The sequence below is a fragment of the Raoultibacter timonensis genome (assembly GCF_022845715.1).
GTDB classification, from domain to species: Bacteria; Actinomycetota; Coriobacteriia; order Coriobacteriales; family Eggerthellaceae; genus Raoultibacter; species Raoultibacter timonensis.
The window spans coordinates 1742001-1764634 of sequence record NZ_AP025564.1; the positions used below are offsets into that span (position 1 = coordinate 1742001).

The 22634-nt window shown below is 62.6% G+C and carries 14 protein-coding genes; 7 read left to right on the top strand and 7 right to left on the bottom strand.

Going from position 1 to position 22634, the window contains the following annotated elements; translation table 11 throughout:
- Positions 1-16: 16 nt before the first annotated feature.
- Together MWL89_RS07015 and MWL89_RS07020 are read right to left on the bottom strand one after the other, a co-directional pair.
- The gene (locus tag MWL89_RS07015; protein WP_244412365.1) at positions 17-1381 is read right to left on the bottom strand and encodes a hypothetical protein; all 1365 of its coding nucleotides are present in this window, start codon (positions 1379-1381) and stop codon (positions 17-19) included.
- Positions 1382-1674: 293 nt separating this feature from the next.
- Positions 1675-2286 (bottom strand): NUDIX hydrolase, encoded by a 612-nt coding sequence (locus tag MWL89_RS07020; RefSeq protein WP_244412367.1) that lies wholly within the window; start codon positions 2284-2286, stop codon positions 1675-1677.
- A gap of 458 nt (positions 2287-2744) precedes the next feature.
- Between MWL89_RS07020 and MWL89_RS07025 the strand changes: the two genes are divergently transcribed.
- A complete protein-coding gene (locus MWL89_RS07025) occupies positions 2745-3362 on the top strand; it encodes a hypothetical protein (protein ID WP_244412369.1) in 618 nt (205 codons plus the stop codon).
- Positions 3363-3504: 142 nt separating this feature from the next.
- Here the strand turns inward: MWL89_RS07025 and MWL89_RS07030 are convergent, their stop codons facing one another.
- Together MWL89_RS07030 and gltX are read right to left on the bottom strand one after the other, a co-directional pair.
- Positions 3505-4716 (bottom strand): 4Fe-4S dicluster domain-containing protein, encoded by a 1212-nt coding sequence (locus MWL89_RS07030; RefSeq protein WP_244412371.1) that lies wholly within the window; start codon positions 4714-4716, stop codon positions 3505-3507.
- Positions 4709-6208 carry a glutamate--tRNA ligase gene (gltX, locus tag MWL89_RS07035; RefSeq protein ID WP_102378371.1) on the bottom strand — a complete coding sequence of 500 codons (1500 nt, stop codon included), beginning with the start codon at positions 6206-6208 and terminating at the stop codon, positions 4709-4711. The genes MWL89_RS07030 and gltX overlap by 8 nt, the downstream gene beginning before the upstream one ends.
- A 935-nt stretch (positions 6209-7143) precedes the next feature.
- On the opposite strand from gltX, the gene MWL89_RS07040 reads away from it, so the two are divergent.
- On the top strand, positions 7144-7881 hold the full coding sequence (locus MWL89_RS07040; RefSeq protein ID WP_244412373.1) for a hypothetical protein: 738 nt from the start codon (positions 7144-7146) through the stop codon (positions 7879-7881).
- 436 nt (positions 7882-8317) lie between these two features.
- On the opposite strand, the gene MWL89_RS07045 is transcribed toward MWL89_RS07040, so the two are convergent.
- Positions 8318-10132, bottom strand: a complete 1815-nt coding sequence (locus MWL89_RS07045; protein ID WP_102378369.1) for a flavocytochrome c — start codon at positions 10130-10132, stop codon at positions 8318-8320.
- A 234-nt stretch (positions 10133-10366) separates the two neighbouring features.
- On the opposite strand from MWL89_RS07045, the gene MWL89_RS07050 reads away from it, so the two are divergent.
- Positions 10367-11938 (top strand): response regulator transcription factor, encoded by a 1572-nt coding sequence (locus tag MWL89_RS07050; RefSeq protein ID WP_244412375.1) that lies wholly within the window; start codon positions 10367-10369, stop codon positions 11936-11938.
- On the opposite strand, the gene MWL89_RS07055 is transcribed toward MWL89_RS07050, so the two are convergent.
- Together MWL89_RS07055 and MWL89_RS07060 are read right to left on the bottom strand one after the other, a co-directional pair.
- Entirely contained in the window at positions 11935-12705 is a 771-nt protein-coding gene (locus tag MWL89_RS07055; protein WP_244412376.1) for a lipoprotein intramolecular transacylase Lit, read from the bottom strand. The two genes, MWL89_RS07050 and MWL89_RS07055, sit on opposite strands and share 4 nt — an antisense overlap.
- A gap of 6 nt (positions 12706-12711) precedes the next feature.
- Entirely contained in the window at positions 12712-14127 is a 1416-nt protein-coding gene (locus MWL89_RS07060; protein WP_244412378.1) for an ATP-grasp domain-containing protein, read from the bottom strand.
- A 320-nt stretch (positions 14128-14447) separates the two neighbouring features.
- On the opposite strand from MWL89_RS07060, the gene metK reads away from it, so the two are divergent.
- The 4 genes from metK (at position 14448) to MWL89_RS07080 (ending at position 22253) form a co-directional block, all read left to right on the top strand.
- The gene (gene metK / locus MWL89_RS07065; protein WP_244412379.1) at positions 14448-15710 is read left to right on the top strand and encodes a methionine adenosyltransferase; all 1263 of its coding nucleotides are present in this window, start codon (positions 14448-14450) and stop codon (positions 15708-15710) included.
- The gene (gene priA / locus MWL89_RS07070) at positions 15707-18031 is read left to right on the top strand and encodes a replication restart helicase PriA (RefSeq protein WP_244412381.1); all 2325 of its coding nucleotides are present in this window, start codon (positions 15707-15709) and stop codon (positions 18029-18031) included. Before metK ends, priA begins: the two co-directional genes overlap by 4 nt.
- 167 nt (positions 18032-18198) lie before the next feature.
- Positions 18199-21111 (top strand): ATP-binding protein, encoded by a 2913-nt coding sequence (locus tag MWL89_RS07075; protein WP_244412383.1) that lies wholly within the window; start codon positions 18199-18201, stop codon positions 21109-21111.
- A 224-nt stretch (positions 21112-21335) separates the two neighbouring features.
- Positions 21336-22253: a LysR family transcriptional regulator gene (locus MWL89_RS07080; protein ID WP_102378361.1), complete on the top strand. Its 918-nt coding sequence runs from the start codon at positions 21336-21338 to the stop codon at positions 22251-22253.
- Positions 22254-22634 lie beyond the last annotated feature (381 nt).

A 22634-nucleotide genomic window follows, 5' to 3' on the forward strand; every position in this document is an offset into this window, starting at 1 on the left:
ACTCGCTCACCGATCCTTACGAGGAGGCTTCGACGGGGGTGAGCGTCACGGCGTACGCTTCGACCCACTGTCCGTCTTCCACGGTTATGGTGTGGCTTCCGCCTTTGGCGGCGTAGTACTCGTCGGTGATGCTGTCGTCGTCCCACTCGAGGTCTTTCATGATGTAGGCGGCCGCTTCCGCCGAGGCGTTGAGCGCCGCGTCCTGCTCGTAGGTTACGGTGTACGTGCCGGCGGGGATGTCGGTGCCCACCAGGTACAGGCCGCTCGAGTACGGGGCGGTCGGCGCGAACGTCGCATCGGCGACGGCCATCATGTGCTGGTCGGCTGCGGGAGAGAAGACGATGATGTCGCCCTTCTCGAGGTCGGCGTAGTAGTTGCCGAAGTACACGATCGATTCGCTCATTTCGTAGCTGTCGACCGCATCGTCGTTGGGCTCGTACAGGCCGTAGCGCCCCTCTGCGGTCGGATCGCCTTCGATGAAGTAGCGCCCGGGCTCGATATCGACACCCACCTCGTAGATGCCGTTCGAGATCATGCCGTTCTCTATCGTGTTGTCGTAGAGGTCCTTGTTCTCCATGATCTCGGAGTAGCTGTACGTGAACAGCGAGGAATAATCGTCGGGGTCGTATCCGTATTCGTCGCCATAGTTGTAATTGTAATCATAGCTGTCATCGTAGGGGTAGTTGTAGCTGTAGCTGTTCGATCTGCCCGAGTCGGCCATATAGGCCGTGCAGGCTACGCAGCCCACGCACCCGCCGAGTCCGAGCAGGCCGATGAGGATGCAGCCGACGAGCACCCACGGCCAGACCTTCCGCTTCGGCGGTTCCTGCCCCGAAACGCCATAGGGCTGGTATGGGGGCTGCGGGGGCTGCGGCGGTTGGTAGCCGGCCGACCCCCCGTAAGGGGGCTGCTGCGGCGGTTGGTACGGCTGGCCGTAGGGCGGTTGGCTGGTGGATTGGCCGTACGGCTGCTGGGCGTTCTGCTGCCCGTACGGTTGTTGCTGGTAGCCGTACGGGTTTTGCGCCGGGGCTCCGTACTGCTGGGTCGGAGGCTGCGGTATGTGCTGCGTATAGCCCTGGGGCATGGCCTGTCCGACCGGAGCCGTTTGCTCTTGTGCGGCTACGGGTTGCTGGGGCGTAGCCTGTCCTTGGAACGTATCGTTTGCCGCCTGGGGCTCGGGCGGCATCGGCGGCGTGCCGTACGGGGAAGGCGGTGCGGCCGGAGGCGTCTGCTGCGCCCCGTCCGCAGTATCGCAATCCGGGGCAGCGATAGGCTCGGGGATCGGTGCTTGGGCGGGTTCTGCATTCGGGTTGGTCGGATCGGCGGGAATGCCGGTGTTTTCGGGCTCGGCGTTGTTGCCGTCGAGGTTCTGGTCGCTCATCGTATCTCCTTGCGTGTTCTGCATGGGCGGATCGAGTGCTTTTTTGACTGCCAAGCATGATATCACAGCGCATTGCTGGACTTCCGACCGGCGAACAAGGCTGCTCATAAAGCGCATCGTCGACACAGGCATTAAGGAGATCTTAAGCCGACCGGCGGGCAAGCTCGTCGACATGCTGCGAGCGGGATTTCGCGCAGAGGGCATCGGTCCGCCTGCGTACGTGCGCCAACATGCCCGCGCGTACGCAGGCATGTTGGCGCACGGAGGATCGCCGGGCTTTTGGGGTTCGGGGCTTACCCTAGGTTGACGGTTGCGAGCTTGTCGATGAGCTTGCGATAGATGTGCTCGGCTATCCACGGCTCGGTCGAAAGGCCGATCGCGTTGTCCAGCTCGACCCATTTCACGCCGCTGTTCTCGTCCGGTTTGATGCGCAGCGGTTCGTCGGGCGACGCGATTGCCAGGTACGTAACGTTCAAATGCAGGTGGGAGCTCACGTATTCTCCGTGTTTGGCATGTCCGTCTACGGTGAGGACTTCAAGCGAGTAGATGCCGCAATCGGCGAGTCTCGCATTCGCTACACCCGTTTCCTCTTCGAGTTCGCGCAAGGCGACCGCCGCAAGGTCGTATTCGCCGTCGGCGTGTCCGCCGATCCACGACCAGGAATCGTAGATGTTGTGATGGACCATGAGCGTTCGGGTCTTGCGGGGGTCGATCGTCCATATCGAGCAAGCCATATGGGCAAGTGCTGAACGGTCGAAGCAATCGGGATCCGAGGCAAGCTGCGCGAGGATGACCCGCTTGTCCGCTTCCTCCTGTTCGTTGAACGGCTGATAGCCAAGGACGTCGTTGTAAAGGGGTAGGACGCATGCGGCGATAGATGCTTGCGATCGCTTGAAGTGCCCCATGGAAACCCGGTCCTTTCCGTCCCTTTTACCGATGTTGCGTTGCGGTAAGTATACGCTTTTCCCCGTCTAACGGAACCCTGTCCGGCATGCTGCGCAACCGATCGGAAGGTGCTTGCATGCGGCTGCCCGCACGGTCGAATGAGATGATTCTATCAAGATGACCTCTTGCGGGATCGGATGTATTCTCGCATAAGATATACTGGTAATGCGATCAGGCACAGTGCCGATCGCCAGTGGGTTTTACTCTTGGGTGTTTTTCGCTCGGGCGCGCCGCCCGAGCTCATCTGTCCGCACGGTCGTGCGGTTTTGAAAGCCTTAAGTCAGGACAACCGTGCATTGATCCGGGAACCGGGCGATTGCGTACGCCCGCACCTTGTGCGGGCGACGGCGGTGCGCGCGATTCCGAGGCGCGTTTGCCCGCTGATAAACCGTAGGGAAAGAGAGGATCAACGCAACCTATGAACCAAACGCAGCAGATACGCTACATGGATTGCATCACCGGGAAAGCGGGCGCCCCGCACGATAAGACGGGCAAGACGGTTTTTCAGATCATGATGGTTTTCTTCATGGTCACCGTTATGGTCACGTTCAATTGGAACCTTCACACCGACGACCATTCGCCCTTGCACTTCGCGCTCTCCCTGTACGAATACCCCGTCATGTTCATTCTCGCGCTCGCCGTGCGCTTGTTCGTTGCAAACCCGATCATCGGGCCCCTCATCGACAACGTGGTGGCGAAACGCCTCGAAGGAACCGTGCGATCGGTTGCCGTAACGCTTGTGAACGTGCTGTTCATGGGTTCGATTATGGGGCTGTTCGGACTGACGGTGACGGGCGGTTTGTCGAGCATCACCTGGGATCATTACGCTTCGCTGTACCCGGCTACATGGATCGCCGCATTCCTGTTCAACTTCTTTATCGTCGGGCCTCTGGTGAAGATGCTCTACAGCGGCTTCGTCGCTCCGGCGATGGAAGCGTACCGAAGCACGGCGAAGGAGAAGCGCGTTTCCGCAGCGCTGCGCGCGCTGGTGGGCAAGAAGGCGCTCGTTGACGGCAGCCAGGGAGAATCGATCTAAGGCGGCGCACTCCTTTCGGCCGCCGCATCGTTCGGCCCCTCGCTCATGAAGTTCCGCAATCATCGACGCGGCCCCGAAACGTTCGGGGCCGCGTTCACTTTTCTCTGCAAGAGACGGTTTGCCGTCCGTCGTGGCGGCCGGGCTATTCTTCCGCGGCGTCTTGGGCGCTCGCATCCGTGTGCTCGGCGGCAACGATAAGCGCTTCGGCCGTGGCCTCGATCATGTCGATGGCGCCTTCGGGGCATGCTTCGACGCAGATACCGCAGCCGATGCAATAGCGTGCGTCCATCGCGAGGATCCCCGTTTCGGGATCGGGGAATCGCGCTCCGGTCGGACATGCTTTCGTGCATTCGAGCGCATTGGTGCACCGCTCGCAATCGGTTTCCGAGAGGTACACGGGAACGCGCGGTGCGATCGCGGGCTTGCGGTCGATCGCTTCGAGCAGCAGCTGCCGTTTGGGCGTCATGGTCTTCTTCGTAAGGCCCATGGGGACGAAGTCGTTGAACACGTCGTCTTCGGCAAGATTGAGCCGTGCGATGGCTCGCGCCCGCTCGCGGCGTTCGTAGAACTGCTGGAGCACCTCGGAGTTGCGCAGGCGGCGCTTGCCCGAGGCTATGTCGCCCACGTCGCCCACCAGATTGGTGAATGCGGCGCGGCGGTCGACGCCTGTCGGGTTTGCGAGGTTTTTCAGGAGCTGTTCCTTTTCGGGGATCTCCTTGGAGAACAGGACCTTCTCGCCCGTCCACGCCTCCGCCGATTCGATGGCGTGGGTGTAGAGCATCTCGGCCATTTCACCTGCCCGCTCGCAATCGGCGCAGTAGCTTAAGTCGCAGGCGACCTTGACCTTGATGTTCTCGGCAAGAACGAGCGTCCAGATTTCGGGGGAGAGGCACGCCAGACACGGCAGCACAACCACATTGGCGGCGGGTTCGAGGCCCGGGAAGATGTTCTCCTTGCAGGTGAGATACACGTCCTCGCCGCGCAGGGCGATCCGGCGGATGCGGGCGTGCAGGTCGATCATCGTGATGCGCGTCGAGGAGAGCGCATCGCAGATGCCGAAGCAGATGCCGCAGCGCGTGCAGAGCGACTCGTCGATCGTGGGCAGCTCCTCCTCGGAAAACCCGATGGCCCCTTTGGGGCACGCTATCTCGCAACGGTTGCATGCCGCGCCCTTGTGGCGGACGCAGTAGTCGCGTACGACGATCACTTTGCTCGGCGCTTTGCGCGGTTCTTCGCCTGTCTCCTCGCGTTCGAGCTCTTCGGCCATGGCCGCATCGAACGTTTCGTCGGACATCGCGCCGGATGCGTCTGCCCCCGCTGCGGCTTCGAGGGTTTCGTCGCGTTCGCTAGCCACCGAACACCTCCGCGATCGTCTTGTCGATGCGGGCGAGCACGTCTTCGCGATCCAGAAGCTCGATGCTTTCGAACAGCGGCGGCGATACCATGTTGCCGCACACGGCTACGCGCAAGGGCTGGAAGACGAGCTTCGCCTTCATGTCGAGGGTTTCGGTGAGCGCGCGGCACGCCTCCTGCAAAGGCTCGCATTCCCAGGGGATGCTCTCGTCGGCAAGGACGGCCCGGCAGCCGCGCAGCGCTTCCTCGGCGCGGGCGCCTTCTTTGGCAAGCACCTTGGAGACGCTTTTCTCGTCGAGCTGCACGTCGGCGCCCCAGAACATGTAGGCGAGCTTCTCCTGCGTTTCGTCGAGCCGCACGAGGCGTTCGGCCACGAGCGGGTAGAGCGCGAGATACCACTCGGGGCGGGCCTCGATGTCTTCAAGCGTGGCACCGGCCCTGAACAGCCACGGCAGCGACGCCTTGAACCACTCGTTGGGGCTCATCTCGCGGATGTACACGCCGTTCATCCAATCGAGCTTGGTCTCGTCGAACACCGCGTCCTTCTTGGTAACGCGGTCGAGCGAGAACTCGCGGGTGAGCACCTCGCGGGGGATGATGGTGGTTTCGCCGTCGAGCGACCAGCCCAAAAGCGCGAGGAAGTTCACGAGCGCATCGGGCAGGTAGCCGCGCTCGCAGTACTCTTCGACCGAGGTCGCCCCGTGGCGCTTCGAGAGCTTCTTGCCGTCGGGCCCAAGGATCATGGAGAGGTGCGCGAACACCGGGGTCTCAAAGCCGAGCGCCTCGTAGATGAGGATCTGGCGCGGGGTGTTGGACAGGTGGTCGTCGCCGCGGATGACGTGGCTGATCTGCATGTTGGCATCGTCGCATACGACGGCGAAGTTGTAGGTGGGAGTGCCGTCGGTGCGCACGAGGATCATGTCGTCCATGACGTCGGCGGGAAAGCTCATGGGTCCGTACACCGCGTCGGTGAACTCGATGGTGCCGCGATCGTCGGGAACCCTCAGACGCCACACGTGAGGCTCTCCCGCCTCGATGCGGCGCGCGGCCTCGGCTGGGTCGAGGTTGCGGCAGGTGCGGTCGTAGCCCGCGTAGCCGCCCTCGGTCTTCTCGGCGGCCTCGCGCTTGGCGTCGAGCTCTTCTTTGGTGCAGAAGCACGGGTAGGCGCTGCCGTTCGCCTTGAGCCGCTCCAGGGCCTCGGCGTAGGTGTCGGTGCGCTGCATCTGGAAGTAGGGGCCCAGGGCGCCGCCCGTTTCGGGGCCTTCGTCCCAGTCGAGTCCGAGCCACTTCATGGCGCGAAGGATGATCTGGGTGTTCTCCTCGGTGGAGCGTTCGGGGTCGGTGTCTTCGATGCGCAGGACGAACGTGCCTCCCGTCGCACGTGCAAACGCCCAGTTGTAGATTGCGGTCCGCGCACCGCCGATGTGCAGCATGCCGGTCGGGGAGGGCGCGAAGCGAACGCGTACGGGTCGGTTCGAAGGGGATTCGGTCATCGGGGGTCGTTTCCTTTTCTTCTGGGTTCTGTCTTCAGGGCTCTGCAGGTGAGTCGGTTCTCATCTTGGTTTCGCCTATTTTACTGCAAGAACGCCCTCCGAACCACAGCGCCCGCTCGTCTTCGCTTTTTCGGCACGCGTCAAGCGGCGGGAAGCGAGCGGGCGTGGCGGGATGCGCTTGGCAGTATGCGCCAGGGCATGCGTCAGGGCGTGCCCTGGCGTCCGCTCGTCTCTGCCCCTTTGCTTATCCGGGTTTTGATTTCGGCCACCTCGGGTTTCGTCGCCAAGGATTTCGATTCGCAGGTTTTTCTTCGATGTGTTGCGCTTGGCGATCGCTGGCGGAATGGTTGGCTTTCGTGCGCATCGAAACCGCCTGATCGTGGCTTTGCAGTCGTCAACGCATCATTGTGGTTCCTGCTGCGGGGCGCGAATCCTACTGCCGAGTGTGCAAAAATGCAGCATTTCGACGTTTTTCCTGCGATTCGGCTCATGCGAGGTGCTAGAATCTCCCGTACGCAGAGCCAGTGCAAGCGCCCTTCGCCATGCGAGGCGGCCCGTTGTGGAAGCGATGCCCTCGCTTTCTGTACCACGCTTGCAAGATCCTCTCAAGCCCAAGGGCGGGAGGAGGCTCTATGCCTGTTTCGGATTCTCATGCGGCGACGCCCGCTTCACCTTCGTGCACGACAACGGATCAGCGGGTTTATTTTGGGGGCAGAACGGCTCTGCAGATAATGAGGATGACGAATCCTCGTGACCTTGCTCCGGCGATCGGCGCGGCACGCGCTCTGCCCGATCGGCCGCCGCGTAAACGTCAGATAGAAGATACGATCAGGTACGCGGAATCGGCCTATCCGGGCCTTTCCATAGAAAGGCCCGCACATGTTTTGGTCGGCAGCTCATCGAGATGCGGGTCGTCGATCGCATGCAGTCAGCACGTGTGCTCATCGCGCCTTGCGGGCACGTCGTTTTACCGTTTCGGCAGCGGTGCCTACATCAGCACCCCAGCCCTTGCCTTTGTGCACGAGGCTCTGTGGGGAGACGACATGATTTCCCTTCTCGAGCTTGGATACGAACTATGCGGGACATACGAGAGCCAGCGAACGGGGGTCGCGACGCGCTATCAGGTGGAGCCCCTCGTGTCGCTTCGCGCGCTGCACACCTACGTGTCCATGAACCCATCCGTAAAGGGAGCGAAGAAAGCAGGGCGCGCGATCCGCTATCTTGCCGATGGCTCGGCTTCGCCGCGTGAAACGAAGCAGGCCCTTGTTCTGGGCCTTCCCATGATGTACGGAGGTTATGGCCTGGGCATCCCCCGTATGAACTACGAAGTGCGCGCGAACGCAGCGGCGCGGGCGATATCGGGCAAGTCGAGTTTTCGCTGCGACCTGTGTTGGCCCGAGTGCAAGCTTGATGTGGAATACCAGAGCAAGGAATGCCATGAGGGGGAGGCCCGCAGGATTTCGGACTCGAGAAGAACGAATGCGCTGATGGCCATGGGTTGGACGGTGGTCTGCATCACCAACGACGAACTGGACAGCTTTGCTGCAACGGAGGCGATAGCGCAGACGATCCGCAGGCACCTCGGAAAGCGATCGGAGGTTTACGTTTCGGATTATCACGCAAGGAAGCTGAGGCTCAGACGGCAGTTGGGTCTTCCCGTCGACCGTTGGTGAAGTCTCGAGGGCTCCCGTTACGGGTTTTTCTTCTTTATGTTGCATTGGCCGCCCTGCATAGCTCTTCCAATCACCGTCTTCTTTTTCACCATCAGGGAAAACGTTATGCGTGACGCATGGAAGCAGAATCGGGTCGGAGGTTTTACTTCCCAAACGCAGCACAACGAAGAAAAACCCGTAAAACGGAGCCGCTTATGCTCGGAAACGCGATCTCGGTTGAGTTCGGAAACGCGATCTCGGTTGAAGGTGCGCCCTGGAAGGTGCGCCCTGGAAGGTACGCTGCCGGAAGCTCCCGGCCCCGGAGGTTCGCTGCCGAAATCGCCCCCGGTCCCGGAATCGCCACTGGAAACGCGGCGGCGATACGGGAGACGCGCCCGGAAGCGCCGGACTTGGAGGAATCCGGCGCTTCCGGGGGCGGGACGGCTAAGTGTCGCTGCTACGATGCGAAGTTGGCGGCGTTTTCGCCGGCGATGCGGCCGAACGTGTAGATGTCGGCCATCGAGGTGGAGCCGAGGCGGTTCGTGCCCATCTTGTGGCCTGCGACCTCGCCCGCAGCGTAGAGCCCGGGGATCGGCTCGCCCGCCTCGTCGAGCACTTCGGCGTCGACGTTGATGTGCAGGCCGCCCATGGTGTAATGGACCGCCGGCTTGCACGTGAATATATAGTAGGGGCCCTCCTCGATCGGCACGAGGTCGGCACGGAAGTTGAAGTCCTCGTCCTTGCCTTCTTTGCAGAACCCGTTCCAACGCTCGATGGTCTTCTTGAGCTCTTCGGCGTCGATCCCGAACGGCTCGCACGCTTCCTCGATGGTGTCGGCGGTGGCGATCAGGTTGCGTGCCGTCAGGTTCTCGTACTCGTGGATATGGGTCTGGACGACGCCCGTCTCGTCGGCGGCGTCCTGCGTGAACAGCTCGTAGGCGACGCCGCCCGTTTGGGCCACGATGGCCTTCGAGATGACGTCGCGGCGGTCGAGCTCCTCGACGAAGCGGTCTCCCTCTTTGTTGAACATGATCGTGCGGCCCTCGAGGCGCAGGTCGTCGATGTAGATGAGCGCGCCCGTTTCGACATCGCACACGGGGTAGGTCTGGATGTATTCCATGTCGATGAGCTCGGCTCCGATCGCCGACGCCATATCGAGACCTTCGCCCATCGCGCCGACGCAGTCGGTCGAGCCGATTTCCTTGCCCATGTCGGCGTTGTACTGCGTGCGCTTCTCGACATTCGATCCGAATCCGCCCGTGGTGAGCACGACCGCCTTCGCTTTGAACTCGTACGGCTCGCCCGTGACGGTGCTTTCCGCCTTGACGCCAGCGACCGCGCCGTCCGAACCCTTGACGAGCTCGGTTGCCTTCATGTAGTCGACGAGCGTGATGTTGTCGAGCTTCTTGCAGCGCTCGGTCAGGGCCGTCGTCATGGCGTTTCCGATGTGCCCCTTGGGGATGATGCTGCGCCGCACGGAATGCCCGCCGAAGAACAGAAGGTTGTTCTCCCAGGAGACGCCGCCCTCGTAGGTGAGCCACTGCGTTGCGTCGAGCACGCCGTGGGCTATCACGTTTACGAGATCGGGGTCGCCGATGTAGTCGCCGCCTTTGAGCATGTCTTCGGCGAGAAGCTCGGGTGAGTCCTCGATGCCCTCGCGTTCCTGGATCCAGTGGTTCGGGGCGGCCATCTCGCCGCCGGAAAGGGCGGTCGAGCCTCCGCGCACGCCGAGCTTCTCCAGGAAGATGACTTTCTTATCGAGGCGTGCGGCGGTGATGGCGGCAGCGAACCCCGCTCCGCCCGATCCGACGACGATCACGTCGGCTTCCGTCGGCAGGTCGTCGGGCACTGCGGGCGTTGCATGGCCGTTCTTCTTGAAGTCGCTCGCCTTGGCTCCCGACGCGTCGATGGCATCGCTGACCGCCTGCATGAACGCCATGCTCGTGAGCGAAGCGCCCGAAACGGCATCCACGTCGAGCGTTTGGTTCTCCACGATGAGGTTCGAGAGCGTTTCCATGGCGACGTCGCCGATGCCGAGCGTCTCGTTGGACGAGAGTACGGTGATGCGGTCGATCGCGCCGTCCTTCATAACGACTTCGATGTCGAAGTTCCCGTGCTTTCCCATGCCGCTGCCGACGTAGGCTCCGTTAGCGGCGGACGAGGATGCCGCCGACCCTTCCGAAGAAGGGGAGCAGCCCGCGAGAGCGAGCCCGCCGCAAGCTGCTGCCAGTGCCGAGCCGGTGAGAAAAGAACGTCGTGATAGTGCTTTCATGTGATTCCTCCTTTGTCTGGGTGCCTGCGCCGCATCTGCCTGGGTCGGCGCGGGCTGGTGTAGCGGGCGGCCTCATCGCCTTCGATGCTTCCCTTGCCGCCGATCGCAACCTTATGCTCGGCGTCGGCAGCCGTCCATTGGCCCTGGGGGTTAAATGCATAACCCCCTTGTAACCCCTTGATAACAAGAAGCGTTTCGCTATGATTGAGGCTCGTGCGAGGCATGGGAGGACGGATGCGCAGGGTGATTGCTTCGGAGCAGAATCGGTCGGGAGAAAGCGGGGCGGGGTTTTCGGGCGAGGGCGTCGGCTCGGGAAGGGGAGACGCGCCGCACGACGATTCGCGCGAGCGCGAAAGCGGGCTGCTGTCTCAGTGGCGTACTATGCTCAAGATCGTCGGATCGATCCCGTTCGCCTTTCTCGGCGTGGGCATCTACCGGGCGTGGCTCGCGACGTTTTTCAGATACGAGGCGTTTCCCACGATCGGCTTCGCCGATTACGCCGTGTTCGAAGGAGCCATCGCCGTGGTGTCCTTCGCCCTGGCGTTTTCCGCGCGGCGCGTGGTGCCTCTCTGGTCGAACCGCACCGCCTCGATCGCGACGGCCGTGTCGCTTGTGGGAGGCTCGGCTCTCATCGTGCTCGATTGCTTCGCGCTCCAGACCGGCGCGGTCAAACTCGCTGGTTTGGCGCTCGCGGGAGGCGGGCTCGGCTCGCTCATCCTCATGTGGGCGGAGTTCTACGGCTCGCTCAATCCGATGCGCGTGGCGCTCTACCATGCGCTCGCCATCATGGTGGGGTGTGCAATCAAATGGGTGTTCATGGGGCTGTCGGCGCCGTACCTCGCCTTTTTCGCCATCGTGCTGCCGCTCGTCTCGCTCGCGCAGGTCCGCTCGAGCATGAAAAGGCTGCCCGAAAGGGATTTGCCGCATAAATACGACAAGGCCGAAGGAGGCGCTGCGTTTCCCTGGAAACCCGTTCTGCTCATGTCGGCCTGCACGTTCGCCTGCGGCTTCGGCACGCTTCCCATGCAGACGCTCGGTCCGGGCAATACGCTCGGGGTTCTTCTGGTTACGGTACTTGTCGTGATCGGCGTGCTTTCGGAGTCGAAGTGGTTCAACTTCGATACGATCTACCAGCTTGCGTTTCCCTTGTCCATCATCGCGTTTCTGTTCGTGGCGCCTTCGGTGGGCGCGAACTCCGTGGTGATGGCCGCCTGCTACGACGCGGGCTACACCATGCTCTCGATGTTCATGATGCTCGTGCTGAGCAACATCACCTACCGGTTCGGCATCAGCGCCGTTTGGATCAACGGGATAGAGCGGGGGATACGCTATCTCGTCGAGATAGCCGGGTGGGCGCTGTCGGCCACGCTGCCCCTGCTTGCATCCTCGTCGGTGGTCTCGGGGATATACACGGGCATCGCGCTCGTGATGATCGTGGTGTTCGTGGTGGTGTTCTTCACGGAGCGGGGCCTTTCGGCCAAGTGGGGCGTGAGTCTGCACGGGGGCGGCGGTATCGACGGCGCCATGTCGTCGAGCCGTCTTGCCATGCGTGTTTCGGACGTCTCGAAAGAACACAATCTGACGCCTCGCGAAGAGGAGGTGCTTCAGCTGTTGGCAAGGCGGGAATCGCCCTCGCAGATCGAGAAGAACCTCTACGTCGCCCACGGTACGCTCAAAGCCCACATCAGCCACATCTATCGCAAGCTCGGCGTCCACAGCCGCGAAGAGCTGTTCGAGATGCTCGAAGAGGATTCCCCTTCTCGCGAGGACGACGGGGGCGTTTCTGCGGTGCTGCCGCGCGGTTAGGCCTTCGCGCTTCGCCTGCCTTTGACCGCCATGCCGACGGCTATCGCCACCGCGCTTGCAACGAGCGTGGCGGCGAGCCAAACCGCTCCCATGCCGATCCAGAAATCGGGCGGATACATGCAGATGAGAAGAGAATCGACTGAAAACGTCCAGGTGCCGTTCGCGAAGAAGAGCGAGTGGAACGCGGCGAAGAACCCGTTGAAGTCGACGATCACCCATGCGGCAAGCAGGGCGAATGCGACCACGACGACGATCGGCGCGGCGACGAGCGTGAGCCCCGCGCGCCGTCTTCCGCCGACGAACCCGAGTGCGGTCAAGCTGGCGAGCGCTACAATGGCACATCCGACGAGAACGGGTACCGCCGTCGAGATGACGGCGTACACGTCGTCGAGATGCGAGAGCGCGTCTGCGGGCAGGGTATAGCGCTCGGAAGCGCCTGCGAGCGCTATCGAGGGGTCGTCGGAGTCGGCGAGCACATCGGGCGCTTCGAGCTCGGCAGCGGCCATGATCTGCTTGAGCACGTCTTCGCGCGGGATGCCGTCGACCGTGTAATCGCGTGTGGCGACCGCCAGATCGATGAGCGTGCCCCTCGAGTACGGCGAGACGTCGCTTGCGCTCGTTGCCTGCGAGAGCATCGCGGTCGTGGGGCGTGCGCAGCAGGCGGCGAGCCCTACGGCGACGAGCGTGACGGCGAGTGTGACGGCGGCGACGACGGATAGGACGGCGGCAAGGACTCCGCCTCGACGCGGCGATTTCGATGATGCCATCCGAGCTTACCGGCCTTCCGTGTCAGACGGGTCGTTTTCGGCGGTTTTTTCGGCATCGACCCAGATGGTCGCCGCCGTAATGCCCGCCATGTCCTTCGAGATGGTGGGGCGCGGCCCCAGGCGCGAGAACACGCCCTGGAACGTGCCGTTGTACAGATAGAGACCCGAGAGGTTGTTGTACGGCGCGCTACTCGTTCGCTCGCGCACCTGCTCGTCGGTCATTTCGGCGATGTGCGTGTCGGGCGGCAGCGTCGCGGTCTTGTACGGTGTGATGTAGCGCTGCACGAGGAAGGGCTCTCCTGCGGCGCCGTTGGCGAACCGGTCGATGAGGCGGTTCCATTCTTCCTCGTAGACGTAGGCGCCCGCATATACGTCGTCGGCGCCGTAGTGGTCGGTGGGCTTGATGATCCACTCGTTTTTATTGGCGCGAATTTGGTCGAGATTGGCATGTTCGTCGTCGAGAAACGACGTTGTCGGAATCGTCTGCTCGATGAAGTCGATCTCGTCGGCGTCGAGCATCTCGACGGTTTTGGGATGGAACAGCGCCTCGAATATCTGCTTGTCGTGTACGATGTGGCCGGCGAAGCTGCCGATGAGGGCAACCTTTTCGGCGCGAACGGCTTCGATGAGGCCTTGGGATTCGTCCCAGTGCTCGATGACGTCGTTGGTGACGCTGCGCCGCCAGATGGCGTCGACGCGTTTTCCATCCGAGCCCACGAGGGCACTCCCGTCGAAAGAGAGTTCGCGCACATCGTAGATGCTGCATTCGACGCCGCGCGCCTCGAAGAGGCCTGCAAACACTTTGAACTCGTCGATGACGGCGTTTTCAAGGTAGTCGCAGATGGCTACATGCGGGTTGTCGACGCGGTGCTCGTAGGTTGCGTATATGGCGAGGAATTCGTCTACCCACGATTCGAACAGCTCGCAGGGTTTGACGGCATGGTTCTGCGAAAAGCGCTTGAAGCTCTCCGAGCCGAGCAGGGAGTTCGTGATCTCGCGATTCTCGTTCATGCCCGACGAGCCGTCGGCGTTGAACTCGCAAAAGCCGATACGGTAATCGTCCTCGTCGAGGAACACGTCGACGCGGGCGAACGGGAGCAGTGCATCGTAGCCGCGCGGGAGCAAGATGAGCTCTTCGAGACGCGGGTCGAATGAGAAGATCGTGCGGTATTCGGGGTCGTCGAGGTAGCGCTGCATGACTTTGACGAGGATGCGGTGCGCGGTTTCGGCCGTCTGCTTGAACACGTCGTAGGTTCTCGCGTTGAAGAGCCTCGGCACAAACGAGCAGGCGACGACTTCGTGGTGCACGATGGCCGTGGACGACTCCATGTAGGAGTATGCGGCGCGACGGCTTTCCACATCGCCCCCGAGTCCGTCGAGGATATCGAAGTATTCGCTGGTGTAGTCTGCATTGGTGGACATGGGCAGATCCTTCGTATGCGGGTGGTTTCTTTTCCGAAAAGTGTACCATGCCCGATCGCGCCCCATGGGGTTTCGCGCACGACAATCACAGTTCGGTTGCTCGAATGTTTATTGCGTCCGCTTGGCTTTCGCGGGCTTTCCCGAGCCTTGCGCCCCCTGTGCTTTTGGGTTACCATCGATTGGCTTGCGGCCGAGTCCGCGAGCACTTCGTACGTACCCGTTTTATCAAGAGCCGGGGAAGAGAGTTGGCTCGAAGATCCCGGCACCAACCTGGCGCATGAGCCAAGGTGGTCCTGCCGACACCGATAGGAGAGGAATTCATGGCAAACCAGCAATCATCGTATTTGTTCACATCCGAATCCGTAACCGAGGGTCATCCCGACAAGGTATGCGATCAGATATCGGACGCGATCCTCGACGCGATCCTCGAGAAGGAGATCGAGCTTGCCGATGCGGGTTACGTGGCTCCGGGCGGCATGCCCGCCGATCCGGCGGCCGTGCGCTGCGCGTGCGAAACGCTTGCGACGACAGGGCTCGTCATGGTGACCGGAGAGATCCGCACCCAGGCCTACATCGACATCCCCTCGATCGTGCGCGGCGTCATCGCCGACATCGGCTACAATCGTGCGAAGTTCGGCTTCGACAGCGAGACCTGCGGAATCATGAACGCCATCCACGAGCAGTCGCCCGACATCGCGCTCGGAGTCGATACGTCGTGGGAGGCGCAGAGGGGCGTTGCGGGCGACGAGTACGACAAGGTGGGCGCGGGCGATCAGGGCATGGTGTTCGGCTACGCCTGCAACGAGACCAAGACGCTCATGCCGCTGCCGATCTATCTGGCCCACCGCCTCGCCGAGGAACTTGCCCGCGTGCGCAAAGAGGGCGTGATGCCGTATCTGCGCCCCGATGGGAAAACGCAGGTGAGCGTGCGCTACATCGACAATAGGCCCACCCAGGTGGAGAAGATCGTCGTGTCGACCCAGCATGCCGAAGACGTCGAGCACGAGGCTTTGCGCCGAGAGCTTATCGACAACGTCATCATGCCGGTTTGCGAGCGCGAGGGCGTAACGCTTGCCGAGGATGTGGAGATACACGTGAACCCCACCGGTCGTTTCGTTATCGGCGGCCCCATGGGCGATGCGGGTCTCACCGGACGCAAGATAATCGTCGACACCTACGGCGGCATGGGCCGCCACGGCGGCGGCGCGTTTTCGGGCAAGGATTGCACGAAAGTCGACCGCTCTGCCGCCTATGCCGCCCGGTGGGTGGCTAAAAACGTCGTGGCCGCCGGTCTTGCCGACCGATGCGAGATCCAGATCGCCTACGCCATCGGCATGGCGAAGCCCGTCTCGGTCATGGTCGAGACGTTCGGCACGAACCACGTTTCCGAGGATGCGATCGTCGAGGCCGTCGGCAAGGTGTTCGACCTGCGGCCCGGCGCCATCGTCGACGCGCTCGACCTGCGCAGGCCGATCTATCGCAAGACCGCCGCATACGGGCATTTCGGCCGCGAGATTCCCGAGTTCACGTGGGAGCGGACCGATCGCGCAGCCGAGCTTAAGGATGCTTGCGGGGTCTCGTGAAGCTCGCGCAGATCATACTCGACATTCCGACGCAGTCACTCGATTCGGCCTATACCTACGCAGTGCCCGACGAGCTTGTCGACGCCGAGGTGGGCTGCGCGGTGCTTGTGCCCTTCGGCAACCGCCAAGCTATAGGTTACATCGTCGGCCTCGAGGAGGTCGACGAGGCCGATCCGTCGGCGTTTGCCGCCCTCGGGCTCGATCCCGATCGGATCCGCGCGGTCCAGCGGGTGCTCTCCCGTTCGTATTTCGACGAGCTGGGTGCCGCGTGCGCCCAGCATATGAGCGAGGAGTACATCGCGCCGCTCTGCTCGTGCGTGCGCCTGTTCACGCCGCCGGGCGGCGTGCCGCGTATGGTGCGCTCCGGAAAGTACTGGCGGCTCGAGGAGCCGCAGATCGGCCCGGTCGACGATCGCTGGGTGCGCCTGGGGCCCGCCGCCGAAGGCTTCGAGCCGAAGAGGACCGCCGTCAAGCAGAAGGCCATCGTGGACGCGCTCGCCTCAGGCGAGTTGCGCGTCGCCGAGCTCTCGATGGAGCTCGGCTCCATCTCGTCGGTGCTCAAGACGCTTTCCGACAAGGGTGTCATCGAGATAGAATCGCGCCGCAGGCTGCGCGGGGTGGATGACGGCGCGGCGCGTGCAACCCGGCAGGGCGACCGGTCGACGGCGTTCGTTCCCAGCGCGAAACCGGAGCTCACCAAGGGGCAAGCCGAAGCGCTCGACGTTATCAGCGCCGCCCAGAAGCGTGCGGCGGGCGATGTCGTGCTCGTCGACGGCGTGACCGGTTCGGGCAAGACCGAAGTGTATCTGCGCGCCATCGAGGAGACGCTCGGCGAGGGCGGCGGCGCCATCGTCCTCGTTCCCGAGATCTCGCTTACGCCGCAGACTGTCGCGCGGTTCCGCGGCCGCTTCGGCGATACGGTCGCCGTCATGCACTCGCGCATGAGCCAGGGCGAGCGCTACGATCAGTGGGACCTCATCCGCTCGGGTGCGGCCCGCGTCGTGGTGGGCGCCCGCAGCGCGCTCTTCACCCCGATGCCGGCGCTCGGCCTCGTCATCATCGACGAGGAGCACGAGGGTTCCTATAAGCAGGATTCGTCGCCGCGCTACATGGCGCGCGACGTGGCGGCGTGGATGGTGCGCGAACGCGGTGCGACGCTCGTGCTCGGCTCGGCCACGCCCGCGATCGAGACGCTCTACAACTGCGAGAAGCGCGACAACTGGCACCGCGTGGTTTTGGCCGAACGTGCGAACGGCAAGCCGATGCCCAAGGTGGAGGTGGTGGATATGGCGCGCGAGTTCGGCAGCGGCCATCGTTCGATGTTCTCCCGCAAGCTCACCTGCGCCCTGCTCGAAACCATCGAGGCGGGGCAGAAGGCCGTGCTCCTGCTCAACCAGCGCGGGTTCGCGAGCTTCCTTCTGTGTCGCGAGTGCGGGTTCGTGCCCGAATGCCCATCGTGCTCCACCTCGCTCACCTACCACGAGAAGGGAAGCGTGCTCGTGTGCCACCACTGCGGGCACAAGGAGCCCGTGCCCCCGGTGTGCCCCGAATGCGGAAGCCCCTACCTCAAGAAGTTCGGAGCCGGAACCCAGCGCGTCGAAGCCGAGCTCGTGAGCGTGCTCGAGGGCACGGGGGCCCACGTCGTGCGCATGGACGCTGATACGACGTCGACCAAGGGCGCGCACCAGCGCCTGCTCGAAGAGTTCGCCTCGTCGGGTGCGGCGGTGCTGCTCGGTACCCAGATGATCGCGAAGGGGCTCGATTTCGACGACGTGACGCTCGTGGGCGTGATCAACGCCGATACGATGCTGAAGCTCCCCGATTTCCGCAGCGCCGAGCGAACGTTCGCGCTCATCGAGCAAGTCGCCGGCCGTGCGGGGCGCGCCGAGCTGCCGGGCCGTGTCATGGTGCAGACCTACTGGGCCGATTCGTGCGCCATCCAGGCTGCGGCGACCTACGACCGGGCGCTCTTCCTGAAAGACGAGCTTCCCAAACGCAAGCTTCTGCGGTATCCGCCCTACGTGCGCATGGCCAACGTGCTCGTATGGGGCAAAGACGAGCGGGAGGTCGAGAGGACGGCCCGCGAACTTTCCGTCGATATCGAGCGCACGGTTTCCGAGCAGGCGGGCGGCTCGTGGACGGTGCTGTCCGCCAACCCCTGCACGCTTTCCCGCTTGAGGGGAACGTACCGCTGGCATATTGTGGTGAAGGCTCCCGCGGGCGAGAACGTATCGGGGGTGCTCCTGCCGCTGTTCCGCAAGCGCAAGGCGAGCAAGACCGTCAACGTTGCCATCGACGTCGATCCCCACGACATGCTGTAGACCGACTGTTACTGTCTTTTCCCATCGATGAGCGCTACCCTAACGGTAACGGTTGATTGTCAGTCGCCTTCGAGCTGTTCGGTAGGTTATAACATAAATTTCGGATCGGTTCGCGCATGCGCGATTCGGTGGGTTTCAGCGTGTTGTTGGAAGGATGGTATTCATCGATGAGAAGGCTTGCGGCCGTTGCTTTGGCGGCGATCCTTGCCGTTGCCGCGCTTCCCTGTTCGGCGTTTGCCGCGGGGGAGGCTGCGATATCCGATGCGAGCGCGTACGGCTCCCGATCGTCGAGCTCCGATGCGGCATCCGGCGCCGATACCACGCGGGACTCGTCCGCCCGAGCCGATCTTCCCGACGTCGACATGCACGCCGATTCGGGCCGCACGCTCAAAGTTGCGTTCCCTCAGGCCAGGGGAATCAGCGAGACCGACCAGAACGGCATCCACACGGGAAGCTTCTACGATTGGCTCGTCGAGATATCGAAGTATACGGGTTGGAACTACGAGTTCGTAACCGGTGATATCGAAGAACTGCTGCCCGGCATGCTGGCGGGAGAATACGACCTGATGGGAGGTATGTTCTATCGGGAAGAGCTCGCCGAGGACATCATCTACCCCGATTACATCATGGGCTCGAACTACTCGGTGCTGCTGTACAAGAAGACCAACACCGACATCAAGAGCTTCGATCTGAACACCCTGAACGGCAAGTCCGTCGGCGTGCTCGGCAAGGCGTCCGACAAGATCGACCGCCTTACGAACTTCTTGGAGTTCAATAGCATCGAATGCGGTATCCGCTACTACGACGACGAGGAATCCTACCTGCGCTGCCTCGATAACGGCGAGGCGGATATCATGCTGAGCAGCGATATCGAGATGCGCGACGATTGCGATGTGGCCGCCCGCTTCAAGGCGGAACCCTGCTACATCGTGGCGGCGGGCGACGAGCCGGAGATCGCATCCGAGCTGAACCAGGCGATGACCAACATCTATTCCGCCGATCCGAGCTTCGCCGACGAGCTCTACGACAAGTACTTCTCCGATGTCCACGTGAACTCGATCAGCTTCACCGAAGAGGACCGCGCCTTCGTGGAGCAGGCGCCGACCATCCGCGTTGCCGTGGTGGGCGATCTGTACCCGGTGTACTACGAACGCAACGGGGCGTACCGCGGCATCGTCAAGGGCGTGTTCGACCTCATCGGCGAGCGCACGGGCCTCGCCTTCGAATACGTGAAGGCCGAGAACTACCAAGCGGCGCTCGATATGGTACTCGCGGGCGAGGCCGACGTCATGGGCGGCTTCATGGACGACGAGTACTACGCAAACGACATGGGGCTCGCGCTCACCAAGACCTATACGACGCTCGATGTGGTCGTGCTGCGCAACAAGTCGTCGGAATACCCTTCGGACGGCCTCGTGCTCGCGTTGCCGCAGGGCAGGGATAAGCCTGCGGGGATCAAGGCGGCCCGCGTCGAATACTATCCGTCCTACGAGCTGTGCCTCGAAGCCCTCAACAAGGGCAAAGTCGATCTCACCTGCCTTCCGGCGTCGTATGCGGAAGGCCTCTACACCGATCACTACTACGCCAACATCACGCCGGTCGCCGTCGACCATATCGAATCGAACTTCTCGATCGCGTTTCCGCAGCCGGTCGATTCGGAGCTGTATTCCGTCGTGAACAAGGCTGTCAACAGCTTTTCTGCCGAAGAGGTCGAGACGGTGCTCTCGAAGAACGTCATCTCGCTGACCAACCGCCAGGTGTCCATCCAGTCGGTGCTCTACGACAATCCCGTGGCAACGCTTGCGGCCGCGCTCGTCGTTCTGCTGCTCATCGTGGGGGTGATCCTGCTCATCGCGCGTTCGAAGATACGCACGCGCATCCTTGCACTCAAGCTTGAGAAGGCCGAGGAAACGGGTCGTGCGAAGTCGGATTTCCTCTCGCGCATGTCGCATGAGATCAGGACTCCCATGAACGCGATCATCGGCCTTTCGACCATCGCCTCGCAGTCGGGGGAGGCCACGCCGGGCATCAAATCGAGCCTCGAGAAGATCAACACCTCGGCGCAGTTTCTGCTCGCGCTCGTCAACGACATCCTCGACATGTCGAAGATCGACAACAACAAGATGCAGCTCGAATGCGCGCCGTTCGCCGTGCGGGCCCTCGCCGAGCAGATGCAGAGCATGGTGGGCATCCAGGCCGAGGAGAAGGGCCTTGCCATGGTGACCGAGTGCGTTGCCGAGGACGGATGCGTGGTAGGCGATCACATCCGTCTGCAGCAGGTGCTTGCGAACCTCCTCTCGAATGCGTTCAAATTCACCGACCCTGGCGGCACGGTCACCTTGTCCATCAGGGAAGTCGCGCGCGACAGCAAGACGGCGCGCATCCGCTTCGGCGTGCGCGATACGGGCATCGGCATCGCACCCGAGGACGTCGAGCGCGTATTCGAGTCGTTCGAGCAGGCCGCCGAGAACCGCACGAACGTGCAGGGAACGGGCCTCGGGCTCGCCATCAGCAGCAACCTCGTGAGGATGATGGGCGGCACGCTCAAAGTGGATAGCGCGGTGGGCAAGGGATCGGAGTTTTACTTCTCGATCGAGTTGCCCATTTCGGACGAGTGCGCGACCAGTGCGGGGGAGGAAGACGATTACGCGAGCGTGTCGCTCGAGGGATCGAAGCTCCTGCTCGCCGAAGACAACGATTTGAACGCCGAGATAGCCATTGCGCTGCTCGAGATGGAGGGCATCGAGGTCGAGCGCGCCGCCGACGGGCGCGAGGCCGTTGATCTGTTCGAGGCGAGCGGCATAGGCGGATTCGACTTCGTGCTCATGGACGTGAAAATGCCCGTCATGGACGGCCTTTCCGCTGCGCGGGCGATCCGCGGCCTCGAGAGGGCCGATGCGAAAACGATCCCCATCATCGCCATCACCGCCAACACCTTCCAGGAGGATCGTGACAGCGCCAAGGAGGCCGGCATGGACGGGTTCGTGCCCAAGCCCTTCGACGCCGAGCAGCTCTACGACGTGCTGCGCGAATTCAAGGGGCGGGCAGGCGGCGGCGAAAGCCGTACTGCGCTGGTTTAGGCCGCTCGGTCGGTTCTGGCTGGATCCGGGTGCCGTCGGCGTGTCTCGGAAGCGCAGAGCGTTTTGGACGATCGAACACCGCGCTGTTGACTCGCATATTATAATGTGAACCGAAGCGGGGATATCCTCTGGGATGCCTCGCAATTCCTCTTTTGCCGCGCTTTGGGTCTTGCCGGGCGATTGCGTGCGGAGGTACATGGCGGTGCGTACGACACGGGGGCGCTATGCAGATCGAATACATGAGGGAGTTTTTGGCCGTTGCCGACGAGGGCAGCGTTTCGGCTGCCGCTTCGAAGCTGCACATCGCGCAACCGGTACTGAGCAAGCACATTCGCGCCATGGAGGAAGCCTTGCACGTGCAGCTGTTCCTCCGCTCTCCCAAGGGGCTCACCATGACGCCCCGGGGAAAGCAGGCCTACCATACCTTTCGGGAAATCGTCGGCAAGTACGACGACATCCTGTGCTTGTTCCAGTCCGAGAACAACGTGCTGTGCGGGCAGCTGCGCATGGGCATCCTCACCATGGGGTTCGACAGCTACATCGCGCCGGTTGCGGAGCGGTTCAACCAACGCTACCCCAACATCGCGCTGTCATACGCGACCGAGAACCCCCTCGCCATCATAGAGGGCGTTATCGACGGCTCGCTCGACATCGGCTTTTTGGGACAGACCCGCTTCGACGACCGGGGGCAGATCGCCTATCGCTGCATCGGACAAGACGAGCTTCACGCCGTCGTGCCCAAGGGCGGTGCGATCGCAGAGCGGGGCTACATAACCCCCGCGGACGCTGCGGAGGCGACGCTTGTGTGCCTGAAGACCAAAGAGACGACCGATGTGCTGAACGATCTGGTCGTATCGGCGGGGTTCCGGCCGAGGCGCATAGTCGAGGTCGACGAGGTTGAGGTCTCTTCCTCGTCGGTTGTCTCGCTGAACGGCTTCTTCGTCATCCCCGATTTCATGTGCAGCGTGTTCAAGGCATCGCGAAACGTCGATATCGTCGAGTTCGACACGCCGCTGTACCTTCCGGTGTACTTCGCCTATCGCAAGACCGTCAGAAACCAGTTCGTTTCGCTGTTCCTCGATAGCATACCGTTCGATGAGGAGCAGCGTCGTCTCGACGGTGCGGGCTGCGCTGACGAGTAGCAAAACGGCTCTCGCGTACCGAAACGCGTGTTTTTGATCGAAGTGTCGCAAGTTTTGGCGCTCGGAGGGCGATTGTCGGTTCCGGCGACGGCGCGGACGGCGTCGGGCAGAGCAACGCGAAGCCACGATCTGGCATAACGATCCGAGCGAAGAACCGGGACCCTTCGAGCCCGCCCGACAGCGCAACACTTCGCGCAAAAACAGGTATTCCGGCGTGCATCCGTCGGTTGGCGAACCGCCGCGCCCTCGCCGAACTTTCGGGGGGAGGCGACTTCGCGCGATGCGGTCGCGCATGAGCGCGCTCGGCATCCGCTCAGGTGGGATGCGGCCATCGAAACCCGCGCCGCCACAACGCTGGAGACGTATGGACGCCTCCGCTTC

Coding starts and splice junctions, on each gene's coding strand:
- MWL89_RS07015 (WP_244412365.1), bottom strand. CDS start 1,381: ATGAGCGACCAGAACCTCGACGGCAACAACGCCGAGCCCGAAAACACC.
- MWL89_RS07020 (WP_244412367.1), bottom strand. CDS start 2,286: ATGGGGCACTTCAAGCGATCGCAAGCATCTATCGCCGCATGCGTCCTA.
- MWL89_RS07025 (WP_244412369.1), top strand. CDS start 2,745: ATGAACCAAACGCAGCAGATACGCTACATGGATTGCATCACCGGGAAA.
- gltX (WP_102378371.1), bottom strand. CDS start 6,208: ATGACCGAATCCCCTTCGAACCGACCCGTACGCGTTCGCTTCGCGCCC.
- MWL89_RS07045 (WP_102378369.1), bottom strand. CDS start 10,132: ATGAAAGCACTATCACGACGTTCTTTTCTCACCGGCTCGGCACTGGCA.
- MWL89_RS07050 (WP_244412375.1), top strand. CDS start 10,367: ATGCGCAGGGTGATTGCTTCGGAGCAGAATCGGTCGGGAGAAAGCGGG.
- MWL89_RS07055 (WP_244412376.1), bottom strand. CDS start 12,705: ATGGCATCATCGAAATCGCCGCGTCGAGGCGGAGTCCTTGCCGCCGTC.
- MWL89_RS07060 (WP_244412378.1), bottom strand. CDS start 14,127: ATGTCCACCAATGCAGACTACACCAGCGAATACTTCGATATCCTCGAC.
- metK (WP_244412379.1), top strand. CDS start 14,448: ATGGCAAACCAGCAATCATCGTATTTGTTCACATCCGAATCCGTAACC.
- MWL89_RS07075 (WP_244412383.1), top strand. CDS start 18,199: ATGAGAAGGCTTGCGGCCGTTGCTTTGGCGGCGATCCTTGCCGTTGCC.
- MWL89_RS07080 (WP_102378361.1), top strand. CDS start 21,336: ATGCAGATCGAATACATGAGGGAGTTTTTGGCCGTTGCCGACGAGGGC.